The sequence below is a fragment of the Dyadobacter sp. CY326 genome (genome assembly GCF_021390515.1).
Taxonomy (GTDB): Bacteria; Bacteroidota; Bacteroidia; order Cytophagales; family Spirosomataceae; genus Dyadobacter.
On record NZ_JAJUXI010000003.1, the window covers coordinates 892,040 to 906,075 of the forward strand.

Below are 14,036 nucleotides of genomic sequence, written 5' to 3' on the forward strand. Positions count from 1 at the left end.
TTGAAGACAGATTGTAACATAAGAATTGAAGAAATAGAGAAGAAGTTAGGCATGCTTTCGAACAAGCACTCAGAAATAAATAAGTTGCTTGCGCAAAGTCTCCCCAAATTGTCAAGGTTAGATGTTTTATACGAAAATGGATCTGTTGAAGAAAGAAGGCGAATAATAAGTTCGATGTTTCCTGAAAATCTGCATTTTAACGGAACAGCTTATCGAACTCCTAGAATAAACGAAGGAGTCAATCTCATCTATCAGAAAATGAAGGACTTAGAGGGCAAAAAAAACGGGACAAATCCAGAAAATCTGGCTTTGTCCCGTATGGTGCACCCAACGGTACAAAACTCGAACTTTTTGTTAGAAGATCTGAGGAAGTTGGCTAAGTTGTTTACGATACACTCAGTATAGAAAAGAAGTAGCGCTTCTAATAATTGAACATTGTTGTCGCAACTTAAGAAACATGCAAGCCGCCATTTATACCGATGCTCGGTTGGAAAGTATAATTGGTCGCAAAGACACTCAGATTCACTCCTGCTGTGCCTTAACAAGGGTGAGTGTTGCGTACTTTGATGAGACCATTAGACTAGAATATAACGCAAGCATCAAGCCTCAGAGTTGCGCGGTACTGAGCTAGAGAGATAAGCATACTTCGCTCACACGCAAAGCGTGAATTTTCTATGGGCATAGATTCAACCGACTGTCCACATATTTCCAAATACGAATCTCCTCAATTAGTTGTTCAAAGTGTCCATCAAGCTTTTCCCAGCTATGTCTTCCTGTAGTTTCCCTCGGTGATGGCATAAATAACTGTTTTGATCTAAGATAATCCGAACTCTGTTGCACTACGCTAAAAAAGAGTTCCGAAAGTTATTTAACTGCAATATCTGGTCTGTTGAGTACAGATTTTGGTTAACATGATTTACAGAAAATTGCTTTTAATTCATCAAATTTTTGGCACTTCATTAGGCATAAAAGATCAGGTGGTGATTTCTAAATTTCCACAATTAATTTATTTAAATTTAGAAAATATATTTGAGGAACATATAGTGCTTTATAGGATAGTTAAAGCTACCGCACACTAAATTGGAATGATAGATTTAGAAACGCTACCATTAGATAATTGTTTTGATAAATAGGTACACATGAATTAAATATATGGTTAATGATTACATTAAACTTTTCATTCTTAATGTCAAAATAAAAATACAGTAGTTACGCACCCGAATCTCAAACCTGCAAAACCATAACTAAGGCTACGTTCAAAACAACATTTCGCAAGCATTGACAAAAGACTTCCCGTGAAGCATAGCTTCTATTTTGCTTAGTATTTATCATATTACGGCAATCTCCAAAAATAATAAGGTGGGATTGGCTTTGAAGTTTCAGAGTAGCTAGGGACAAACATAAAAAAAGCTGAAAAAGAGATTGCTGCCGATGTTTTTAAACCACAAGCTCCATCTCGCTGTTCATAAAATCAAGGATCTGTCTGGCGATGCTCGCAATTTCGGTTGTTTCAACTTTTAGGATGAGTCGGATTTTGGCAGAAATGCGTGCGTAACCGGGCGTGGCGTCGTAATAGGCTGTGAGAATGTTCGCTGCGTTAGTGAAATCAGCTTGATGGAAGCTTTGCGTTGCGGCTGCCAGTTTTTCCGGGCCGAGCTTGGCTTCCAGTTTTTGCAAGCAGGAAAGGAATAGCATGGGCTCTGCGCGGGCTATGATGGCGGAAAGTCGTTCGAGACGGATATTTCTGTCGGCTTCAAGATAAATCTGGTCGGCTTCCAGCAGGAAATGATTGAGCCATTCCGGAAGGTTCAGATTGCCGATCCGCTTCAATTCGCTTTCGATAAATATGGGCTGTTCCTTGTCGAAGCGGTTCCAGGTTTTGAGGAGCTGCTTGTGGAATTGGTAAGATGAGGGTTGTTTTTCGTAAGTCAAAGGAGCAAAGACCGAGCCGTCGTGGCCACACATTCCTTCAAGATCCAAAGCCTGGACATTCCTTTTTTGAAAATAGCGGATAAGCTCGGATTTACCAGAGCCGGTCGGACCTGCGAGGACGTAAATGTGCGGCTTCTGGTCTGGAAAGGGCATAAAAAAACCCGCATAGGGAGAATTTGTGCTATAACTCTGCGTTCGGCAAGGACTGAGACTAACTTTGAAGCAAGAACCGAGGCGTGCCCGGGAAACAACAATTGAAAGAAACAATACAAGCTACTAACTTCGATTTTAAAGACCTCAAATATCAACTTTATAACGGGGTAAAGACTCTTTCCGGCACAAAAGCGGTGATCACATGAACTTGTCTAAAATACTATTGAATGTAGCCATATATATTTGATATGCAATGTATTAACCCGCTTTTTTTTCTAAATCCTGATTTAACGGTCATCGTTTTACCGTTTCCAGTGAATCAAACTGCAAGCCGCTGGTTCCCTCCCCTCTTCCAAGCCGTTTCCGCTTTCCTAGCCAGTTGATTACCTTACCATTATACCACCTCGTCCGCTGAAAACTGCTCGTTACCACGGCACCGGCGCGCGGCACTTCTTCTTCATTGACAAACATAGGGCTCAAAGCATCATTGCTCGCACCGATCCCATCCCGCAACAACCTCGTGACCGGCCTCACTGCTCCATAATCATTTTTAAACCAGCGCGGCATGCTCGCCCGCTGCAACTGGATTGCCCGGAACTGGCCCGGAATGTGCGCCGGAATGAAGGGAATCCAGTTTTCTGGAACCGTGTTTTCAAGTTCGTATTTATATTTAGCCATTTCATCCGTTGGGATCGCCCCCACTGGCGGCTCTATCACTTCCATGGCATTTTTGAGCGCGCTCGCGGCTGTGTCGCCTTCCAGCGAGTTTCCGGCCAGACTGTCCACTCGCGTTTCAATAGCCCAGACCATGTTAGCCATTTCATCCCGGACGAACCTGATTTCTTCGAGCGGTTCGCTTTCCTGCGTTTTCACTACGCAAGGCGGCAGGAACAGGCGCGTGTCGGCCGGAATGTTGCTGTCGTTTTCGGAGTGACGCGTGCTCAAATTAAACATGCCCCAGGCATTCCAATCGTCGCTGCTTCCCTGCACGGCTGGCTGTATTAATAACCGTTGGCCAAACACATCCGTGATCACAATGGCGGGAATGTTGGTGAGGCTTCCCACCGGGATTGCATAGGGAACCACCAGCCAGTTGTTGCCATAAACCAGCGCATATTCCGAAACAATGAGTTTGGAAATGTCCGTCGTGTCCGCGTCAATGTTGCCCAGGTCAATGCTGCCGTCTTCAAACTGCCACCAGCGCGGGTGCGGCATGCCGCCAAACTTGGCCAAAGTGGGGATAACCGTAAGAATTTTTTCCGAAACCAGATTGCTCTCTTCGGGCGTCGCGTCGCCTGATAATCCATCTATGGCTTCATTGGCTGCGGCGGCGTCAAACGAGAACCATTCCAGGTCACCATTGTAATATTCTTCTGCTTTTAACACGGTGTTGGGCTTGCCCGTTTCGGGAAATGCCACGCCAAACTGATATTCCATCTGCTCGTTCAGCCACGCTCCCTTGCCATTTGAATTGTGATCAGGCTGGTAATTTTTGGAAAACCAGACATTAAAATCAGCAACAGCACTTTGAACCAGAGCCAGATGCGACGGGTCCATCAGCGCCGGATCAGCGGCAGCCGGAGGAGCCGATTTATACATTTGGTTTAACTTAACACCGTCAAACCATTGGTTGCCATAGCCCGCCAGAAAGCTGGTTAGCGGCTCGTTGACTAATGCGTAGAGCTTGTTAACTGTGTCTTTGTGCGAGTCACCGTCTGCCAGGACCGCAGGGAAATCAATGGGGAAAATGGTTTTTAAATGATTCAAATAGGCATTATGGTTGAATGCGATTCCGGATTTGGCAAAATGGCTTTTCAGCAATTTCATAAACCAGGCTGCGGATTTTACTTTCGTGTGGAAATCTAACACTGGAAACTCACTCTCGACCTTTGTTTCAAGCGGGATATGATCAGCATAGCTTTCCTTTTCGCCATTGGTAGAAACGTAGCGCAAAATCCGCGTAGTTTGCATTTTTATTTTGGCAAAAATCGCCGATCCCGTATCCTCACCCTGAAATTCACCAAATTGCCATTGTCTGGTCAGCATCCACAACGGGTCGTGGACCTCGCATTTGAGCGTGTCTTCGAACTCGTCTTTTCTGGTCCTGGGTTCGAGACGGTTCCAGGCGCGGAACGGCTCACAGGTTAGCGTATCTATTTTTGGCATAACTGATCAGGGCTCTTCGGTGATTTTTTGGGCAAAAGCAAAATCCATAACAACTTGAACCCCAAGCGGATTCACGTCTCCGTCTTCCTCCACCTTCGGCGGAACCACTTCGGCCATAATGGACGGGAAAATGTGCGAGAACTGGCTCTTATCCAGGTGATCTGGCTCCACAGCGCGGTTTTTAGCCAATTCCAATGTATCCAGCAATGTGAACACCAGATCTTCCCAGTCCCACTTGCCCTTCTCCACCGGCGTTACGGCCAGTAAAAGCGATTGCGGCGGCGTGGCATCGGGCTGATCGTAGTTGATCACAATTCCGGTTGTCTCTTCTTTTTTAGGAATGATCTCGATCCAATCGTCTATCACAATTCCGGTCTGGACCTGCGCAATCGGATTATGCCAACGTCCCGGATTGATCATGACGAGGGAAAGCTTGTCATCCGCATTGGTGAATGTTTCGGGATATTCGGCACCCAGCCAGTAATCTCCCGGATTGTATTTCAGCTGCACCGGGGCCATGTCAAAGCCCTGCTCCTGAGCGGAAAGCGACAGGTCTATCATTTCAACCGCGCCCATTCTCGGACGAATGCGGCCCAAACTTTGAAGCCAATCCTGCATAGCAAGCGGACCGGCGTGACGCAGCAGTCCTTCTTCCTCACCCAATGTTAGTTGAGCAGCAATAATATCCTGATTAATAGCTTGGTAAAAAGGCAAAACGGGAAAAACTTTACCAAAAACCGCCCGCAGCACGTCGATATAAATGTTGAGCCGCTGATGATCAAATTTCGCCGTTTTCAATTTTTCCAAAATGACGTTACCTTGCTTGATCCTTTCCTTAACCTGCTTGAAAACCGCTGCCGATTGCTGATAATATTTCAATGATGCCTCTTTTTCATCATTAACCCTTTCAAAAAGAATGCTCGGCGAAGCACTCGGGATGCCAAATTGAGCCGAAGCCAGCAGAAAGGTGCGCAATATGGTAAATTGCGCCGCTGTGAAAACGTCGTTCGGCGCTTCCAGAATGACTTTTGCTTCAAGCAGATCTTTGATAAATGCGTCAGCAAGCAGCTGATCCATAGGTTTCGTCAATGAATCCAGACTTTGCTGCGCCCGGGCGGCTAGCTGTGCAATGTCGTGATTTCCTGGGTTGCTTTCATTGAGCGGCGTGCCTGCGGTCACCAAATGTTCTGCCCCGGCGATCTGCGTTTGAAACAATAAATTCCTTAACTGTTTCAGCAAATGATCCATTTCAAAAACGGTGCGGACGTCAGCATTCCAGGCCGCGTCACGCGTTCTAAAATCGATGTTGGCGGATGCTTTTTCAGATGCTGCCGGGTTGTTTTGTAAATATTGGTAACTTATGAATTGCTTAAAATCGGTTTCAATGGCAGACATAAAGAGGAAATCCAGCGGCTGAATTCCCAGCTCATTCAAACCTATGGACGTCTGTGTCGCTGGCGAGTCAGGCTCATGATAGGCAATCCTAAAACGAATGTTTGCAGCATTACCCAAGACCGTCCCGAGCCAGTGATTCAAAGAAGGCTCAGCTGTTGCCCTTGGCGAAGCTGCACCGGGCCATCCGTCGGGTGCAGCGAATGTGGGAAACGGTTCCAGGTTCAGCATAACGCGCTGGTTAACAACGATTCCCGAGCGAGGCGTTTCCACGATCTGTGGATCCGGAATGTTCCGGCCTTGTGCCAAACTGGTCACCATCGCAGCTGCCCGCACATGGTTGCCCTGCACAATCTGAAACACGCTTTCCGAAATCGCTATATCGCCCAGCGAATCGAGCGCGTCGGCCATCCGGTCTATTTCCCTGGCGATCTGACTGTATTGAAGCTGGTTGCCGCCATTGTTAAATACGAGATCCCTGAGAAATTTCAGCACAACATTGTTGGCCGGATTTGTCAAAACCTCATACATGGTGTCCTTTGACGGAAAATCCATCCATTTCACAGCATCGTAAATCCGGTTCAGCAGCGCCATTCCATCCACAACATTACTGTTGTAGGCAGGCGGTTTGCTGGCTTGCGCATTATCTTTAACCGGCACGATCAACGGAAAAGCATTCCGGAACGGGAGAATAAACTGGTCAAGCTCAGCCGTTTTGTATCGCTCATGCAGTCCTTTTTCAAACTGAAACCCGAGAATGGCGCCGATTTGCAAACCATTTTTTACCCCGTCAATTAGGTTAAGCGCTGTTCTGACGCGTCCCGAGGAAATGTTGACCGCCAGCCTGTTGTTAATGTCCTCTTCCGAATCGCTCGCCCGGTAAGCGCCACGGAGCACGGCCGCTGTAATCGCGTGATTGAGTGACGGAGCGTGAATAAAGCCATCATTATCAGGATCCTGGGTAACTTTCGCACCCTCGGGAATCATGCCTTCGGGAATGTCTGCCAGCACAGCATCAGTCCTGTTTGTGTCTTTTTTTAAATTTTCGACCCAGCCGAATGCGCCCAGGTAAATGCCTTTCTTCACATTGCGCTGTTCCAAAAGCCTGCGGTTGGCCATGCCTGTGATCCATCCGTCGAGGCGGTAACTGCAAAGATCAATGTGCTCGGCCAGCAAAGTGGATAGCTCTTTGGTAGGAAGTCCGTTTAATATTGAAAATGCGTCCCGCACCGCATCCGCTTTTTTGAGGATTTCTCGGTGCGCCGCATGATTGGCATAACCATTGAAAATCGGGTTAGTATCCGGCTGATTAATGTATGCAGACATGGCTGCACGGCCATGCTCGCTTGCTCCTGCCGCAGTAAGCAGATATTTGTAAAATGGATTGGCATCATTGAACCGGAAAACATAACCCCGCAGGTCATCCAGATCTTTCAGCAGTGCATGCCATTTGGTGTTGTATTTTCGCTTTTGCTGCCACTCACTGTAAGTAAATTCGTCACCGACAATCCGGCGAAGATCCTCTGAAATTAGGCCTTCGGTCTGCATAATCTGCAATGCCCCTTCCTGGTAAGCCTGCATGAGCGACTGCCGCATGAGCAAAAACAGCATGCTTGGATTGGGGTCGGGAAACCGTTGCGGATCATTTCCTGCCAGTATTTTATCAAGAGACGAATCGAGCAGCCAGTCGATGAATGTTCCGCCTTCCAGTTTTTCAAGCTTATTGGTTGCTGACAAAGGCTGTTTATCAATAAAATAACCTTCCAATGAACGCAGCTCATTCTGGCCTGCAATAAACCGGTTCCGGAAAATGCGGCTGTCGTCAAACTGGTCGCGGATGCGAGAATATTTGCCGGCCAGCAATTGAAATGCTGCGCCGAAGCTTGCGGGATCGCTTTCATCGTCAAAATCGAACGAAGGCGCAAACCTGCCGGGGAGCATGAATTCCTTAAACTTGGTGTGCATGTAAGTGGAGCCGTGCGTCGCCTTGATATCAATGTCCGGATGCACTTCGCCGGCTTTGATCCCTTCCCTTGTAACATTGACGCCATAGCGGTAAAAATATTCGGAGGAGTTGGGATTAAGGCCCAGAATTTCGATAAATCGCTGCTGCGGCGTGCGTCCTCCATCCGGATTTTCGCCTTCGAGCAATTCATAATGTTCCACAAATGCCCGTCTGAGCCTGGTCCACTCTGCATTTAAAACCATCAAAATCTCGTAAAACCGAATGTCAAATCTTGCCTGTTTTGAAAGCTCAAAAACGAGCGGCGTAACCGACGAAAGCGGCGGCAAATTTTTGATATCAAAGTTCGCCTGGACCTTAAACTTCGAATAAGCCGTGGTGGGAAGGATGCCATAAGGCTGCATACCCACCCGAATGGAAGGCATTATGCCTCTGGCGGGACAGTAATTGACAACAAATGTTTCCGTTCTGCGAATGTTGTCATAGGTAAAAACATGGTCCCACATTTCCTCCATCGTGTGCCCGATCGTAGCATTCCAAAGCGCTCGGTTCATGGCAAAGGCATTGCTAACCTCGGTAAATTTACGGTTGTTTATTTTTTGGGTGACCTCGCGCGAGATGCCCAGTCCGTCCGCCAGCCGCCTTCCGTCCGGAATCCGTTTATTATCATTTACATCCTCATCAAACTTATTGTCAAGGATCTCAATGTCAAACCGTTCGTCTTCATCATTGCCGCGAGAGCTGTAACCGGAAGTGCCCGTTTCCGTGTTGTTTGTTGGCGTTCCTACTTTTATAATGCTCATGCCGTCGGGCGCATAAATGTGGTTGGTGAGCAATTTTTCAATCGCTTTCTGACTTTCGGTTGCGTCTAACCCTTTTACGCCGAGCACCAGTAATTTATCAAAACCCGTATCAAATTGCTGTTGCGAAAGCGGAAGCGTGATTCCCATTCCCAGCTCGACTGCCTTTCCATAATCCGCCAGCCATTTCAGGTTTTCTTCAATTTGCAGATCGCCGTTTTCATCAATGTGATAGACAGAACCGTCTTCCTCTGTAAAGCGCGCGGGATCCATTCCCAGTTGAAGCTGATCCGGAATTTTGTTGCCGACAACGATGTGCTGGAACTGATTATTTTTCATGGTTAAAACCACAAACCGGTCCGGCAAAACATTCGTATGAGGCGCTTTTGTCCACGCCTGCTGCTTGATTTCCGGTGCAATGTATTCCAACGGCGAAGCGCCTAGTTCAGCCAAAATTTGCTCGACAGATTTTCTTGTGATCTGATTGAATCGTCCGATCAATATCCCGAATGCGTCCGACGCGGTTTTGAAAGCATTGGTCTTTTCTGAAAATTGCTGGGCCTCAATCGGCGATAATAACAATGTTTTGGAATTGATCGCGTCGACATCTCCCTGCGCGCGCAGCAGCAGCGTTTCCAGTTTCTGGGCCAGAAAATCGGGCAGGACGGTGATCGGGTTAAGGGCGTCCGAGACCCTGCCGATATTGCTGATCAGGACATTTATCTGGATCATCGGCGCCGAAGTCCAGAAATCGAGCGGAGGTTTTTTGGGGCTTAGCAGCTGCAAAGCCGCGGGCAGTGTTTTGGCAATGTCCAATGCGTCTCCGAATGTTTTGAACGGTTTGTTTGCAAACTGCGCAATGTTGGCGGCAGAATTGCTCTTTCGCGGATCGGTTACCGAGGCAATCCAAGACGCCCTTTTCGTGTCATGCGCGCTGCAAAGTCGTTTCCAGGCCGCTTTTTCCAGGTCCAGATCATTGCTCGCAACCCACCACGCGTCCCAAAAGCGCTTTCCCGATTCAAATTCCTTTTCGGTCAGTGCTTCTTCGAGGGTGTGGATAAAAATGTCGTCGGGATAAATCCTTACCCAAAGTTCATGCGCTTTCCTCGCCTGCAATTCCAGACTTTCGCGCGCTCTGGTCAACACGGCGGTCGCATCATTGGTTAAGAAACTGGCGAGCTTGTTCACACCAAATTTCTGGCTCTGATTTTTGGCCTGGAAGCCCGCGAGCGTTGTCTGGGCATTGTTCAGTTCAGGGGCAAGCTGATTGTAAACCTGGCCGAGCTTTTGAAATTGCGCAGATTTGGTCAGCGCAACCGACGCCATAGATGTATCGATAAACCCGATGCCCGTTTTGATCTGCTTCTTGAAACGGTCAACATCTTTATATTTACCGGCGTCGCCCAGACTTAACCTTTTGATGTTGATCAAAGTCTTGATGCTCTGATGAAATAGCCCTGTAAAATCCGATTGCGGCGGCACTGGCAATGCACTCAACGGCGAGATGGATTCTGTGCCAAATTTGGCTATCCCTTCTGTTATTTTGGTCAAAATTTCGTCTTTACTTGCGACATAGTCCTGCCAGGCAGCGTCCTCATGGATCGTCAGCAAATTGGCCTTCACCGCAGCCGCCAGCGGAACAATCTGTGTGTGCAGCTTGACAATGGAATCGCGCTGATTTTTGGCAATAAAAAGAACCAATGCAATCAGCTCGGCTTGAGAAGCATAGAAATCCGCAACGTATTGAAGTTTCTCATCCACAAAATTGTAGAGATCCTTCTTGTTTTTGACATTCTGATAAGGCGTCTTATCCCGAATGGAAAGCTGGGTTAAGGCAGTCAGGATCTGCTGCAAACGTGTGATGAGATCGCGTGCCGGGTTTAGCAATCCTTTTGGATCTACAATTAAGGCGTCTGTCTTGGCGACCAGATTGTTAACCGCAGTCACGAGTGATGCAAACGGCGGGCTGCCGAATCGGTGGCTGACCAGATTGAGCGTGTCCTGCACACTTTTGGCCATTTCCTTCAAAATCCCTTTGTTCTTGACGGTTAGGTTTGCCAGATTTTCCAAAAGCGTGTTCACTTCGTCGAGCGTCTTATTGGCCCTCGCAACGACGCCTCCGGCATCCGCCACATTGCGCATGTCCAGCAAATCCACCTGCACCGTCATCAGTTTGTCCAGGATCTCATCCGTTGAATCAGTCGCGGCAGTTTGTGAAGGTTCGTCCAGTTCCATGAACCGGGTTTCGATCCGGACCGGCAAAAGCAGAAATGGGATGCCATCGTCTTTGGTGGCCGTCATTGCCTTTATTTCTTCAATCCTTTTGTCCGTCAAAAGGGCTTTGAGAGTGTCTGCCATAGCGCTTTTGGTTATAAATTCAGCAAATCTTCATTCAGCATTTCACCCGCATGCCTGGCAATCAAAACCGGGTCCTGGTAAAGGATCGAGGCCACTTCGGCAGCATTGTTCGCCCACGACGGGACTTCGTTAAAGTATTTGTCTTTGACGCCATTGGCATCGGTGATCGACATTGCTTTGCTAAAATTCAGCTGAAAGTTTTCAAGCTGATTTTTCTGGTCTACTAGGTGCTCCCACGTGAAATCGTTCCAGGTTGCGGGCCTGCCGGTGGGCATTTGCGTGGTGTCACCGGTTTCGGTCGTGTAGTCATCGAGCCCGAATTGCGTTTGCCCGGCCCTTTCTTTAAACACGAAAAACCATCCCGGATTCTTGCCAGCGGTGCTTCCGTTGCGTTCCGTTATCCGGTCGCCATTTGCTTCTTCGGCAGTAAGGTCAAAGCCGAAAAGCGTGATATCAGGTTTGAGCTCTGCCTTGAAGAGCGGAAATTTGGTGGTTTCCTTGGACACCGGATCTAGCAGTTTTCGAGCTTTCGAAGCGTCAGGAACGGCATATTTCGCCTTTTGGGAATAAACCATGGTGCTGGGATATTTTTTGAAAAGATCGCCTCGCACCACGAGCACGAGAATGTCCTTGCTTTCGCCCGGACGATGAAAACCGAGATCCTTTGCCCATTCGTTCATGGGCAGAATATCCTTTTTCTTGTTGGGATCATTCTCGAAAATGTTGTCCTTAATGTTCCAGAACTGCTGAAAATAAGAACCGCTCTGATCCGTCGGATATTCTCTCCAAAGCAATTCCCTGGCCATTTCGTGGTTTAGCCCAGCCAGAAAAGATTCGATGAAACGGTTGTTCGTTTCCAGCAGCGTGATCACATTTCTGGGCAGCTTGTCGACATTGGGCAAGATAAAATTCTGCGAAATTTCTTCCAGATATTCATAGGAAGGCTCATGAAATTCGGGATAAGCCATCACGGTTTTGAGTTCTTTAACCGGCTTGAATACATTTCCGTCCCAGATTTTAATGGTGTGCCCTACCCGATGCCTGAGCGTGAAGTCGGGTTTCAGCTGGGCAATAATGTTGCTTTTTACAGACGACAAGCTCTCTGCGAGCGGCTGCCGGACCCTGACTGTTGGCATTGCATTTAGCTTTGCGCCAAACAATTGCAGATTGTTTTTGTAATTCTGAACGTCTTTTGACGACGTCACTTCTGCAATGGGTTTGGTCGACGCCATGTTGACGACCTTGGCATTTGCATAACTCCTGCCTCCGCTGAAATTGTCAAACATGGCCACATATTGTGCATCCGCGATACCCACTTCTACTTCTTCCTCCGCATTTTTGGAATAGGTCTGCATGTTGTTGATCATGCCCGTCACGGTTGTAATCACCTCTGCCGGAAGGCCTGGTTGGATGCTTAATGCGCTTTGCAAGCCTGTTTGCGCAGTATTCAAATCATTCCCTGCCACGGGTGTTGTGTTAAGAAGCGAAAAAAATATGTCCTTGGCTAGGTTAAGCACATTGGATTGGTAAAAAGCATCTGCGGCAGAAACGAGCTGGGTGGCCCGTTGCAGCGTCAATGCAGCCGAAGGGGGCGTTTTAAGTTTTGCTGCCGTAACGGCAATCGGGCTGTCATTCGCCTTGTTGAAATTGGAGATAATGTCTTTGTTAAGGGCAAGTTTTTTGGTCAAATGCGTTGGCCGGGTGATTTTCTGAAATGCAGGGGTTTGCGCAACGGCCGGTATGGCGCTCTGATGGATTTCTTGGGTGATCGTAGCATTCTTTGCCGCATTCCAAACAAGGTGCTGGACAGCGCCGGTTGTGCGAACGAATTTATCTGTTTTCGCACCCAGCATATGCTTCTTGAAAATGGCATTGTTAACCAGCTTGCTCAGAAATGCCTCATTGATCTTGTTGTTGGCCTCATTCACTTTGCCCACTTGCTGCCACGCGCGGTTCATGAGCGTTTCCTGATGTTTCTGGATGACTTTTGTTCCTAAACCTGCGGCCGCACGGTTTCGAAAATCAAGGTTCAGCTCTTTAAGCCACGGAAAATTCACGCCCGTTTCCAGGTTTTCGGCCTGTCCGTGCCACGCACCATACACGGGCGGAACGATCATAGGATCAGCAGAAAAAGGCGCGTCGGTCCATGGGTTCTTGGCAGTGGCGCTTCCTGAGTTGGCGGGCTCGCTGATCGATGGTGAAAGATTCAGAAAGTCCCTTAATTGCTCAAAAACAACCGTTTCATCTGGCTGATCGGGGAAATTTTTACGAATGGTTTGAAATGAGGGCGGGCGCAATGCGGCCTCCATTCCCATGGTTTTGATGGCCATTTTCTGATCCAGTCCATAACCCAGCTCCTGAACATCCATGGGCATCATCCCAGATTCTGGCTCCATAACAATCGGTTTCAACTTCGTCACGAGCGTTTCAAAGTCACCATCATTGCTGGTCTGGAAAGTCCATTGATAATAAACAGGAAAGTCGAATCCGCGCGGCCGTGATTCCTGTTGCGCAGCCAATGTCCATGCCGCATCCTGCGCCACCAACCCCGCAATGTCCAGGCCCAGGCCGGACCGCCTGCCCGTTTCGAAGGCCGGGATCAGGAATGCGCGATAGGCCGTGCTTTTGGTCAATTTCCTTGGGCAAAGCAACCTGCTCAGCGCTGAGTCCGAGTCAGCATTCAGCTCGTTGGTTACTCTTGTTTTGAGTTGCTCAATGTCGCTTTCTTCCAATGTTTCGTTGAAATGCACGTGCGCCCAGGCCCAGGTTTCGGCGGGATTATGGAATGCGTCATTGAAAAATTCCTTCTTGACAGACACAAAAGGAAGCGAATCCGGCAGTTGCTTCAATGTATATTCTTCATTTTTCAAAACGATCAGCGCGAGCCAGGGACGCAGCCGCTTATTATTGGCCTCGTTGGGTGAGGCTGGCGTGAAGCGCCATAAAAAATCTTCTTCGTAAAACTCCATGTAAGCCAGGTTATTGGCTTCGTAGTTGTTGACATTGGGAGCAGGATTAACCCGGATCAAAACTTTGTTGCTCACGTTTAGAATGTCGCCCGGGCCCACAACCTGGATGACCTTGGCAACCGTTTGTTCATTGCCTCCCCCTTCCAAATTTTCAGCTTGCAAGGTGATCTGGACTTGAAGGTTGGCCCTTTCCAAAGCCGTTGCGTTCCCCAATCCAAGGTGATCTTTTTCGATGATCTGCGAATTGAGCCCCTGACGAAACCAGGGAATAAATGAATAGTGCGCTATATCGGCCATGGTTTC

At 48.0% G+C, this 14,036-nt stretch carries 4 protein-coding genes; all 4 read right to left on the minus strand.

Annotated elements, in window-relative coordinates:
- Nucleotides 1-1,437 precede the first annotated feature (1,437 nt).
- Nucleotides 1,438-2,085: an AAA family ATPase gene (locus LZG73_RS08210; RefSeq protein ID WP_233847474.1), complete on the minus strand. Its 648-nt coding sequence runs from the start codon at nucleotides 2,083-2,085 to the stop codon at nucleotides 1,438-1,440.
- Nucleotides 2,086-2,379: 294 nt separating this feature from the next.
- Entirely contained in the window at nucleotides 2,380-4,251 is a 1,872-nt protein-coding gene (locus LZG73_RS08215) for a hypothetical protein (protein ID WP_233847476.1), read from the minus strand.
- Nucleotides 4,252-4,257: 6 nt separating this feature from the next.
- Nucleotides 4,258-10,764, minus strand: a complete 6,507-nt coding sequence (locus tag LZG73_RS08220; RefSeq protein ID WP_233847478.1) for a hypothetical protein — start codon at nucleotides 10,762-10,764, stop codon at nucleotides 4,258-4,260.
- 11 nt (nucleotides 10,765-10,775) lie between these two features.
- Nucleotides 10,776-14,030 (minus strand): hypothetical protein, encoded by a 3,255-nt coding sequence (locus tag LZG73_RS08225; protein ID WP_233847479.1) that lies wholly within the window; start codon nucleotides 14,028-14,030, stop codon nucleotides 10,776-10,778.
- Nucleotides 14,031-14,036 lie beyond the last annotated feature (6 nt).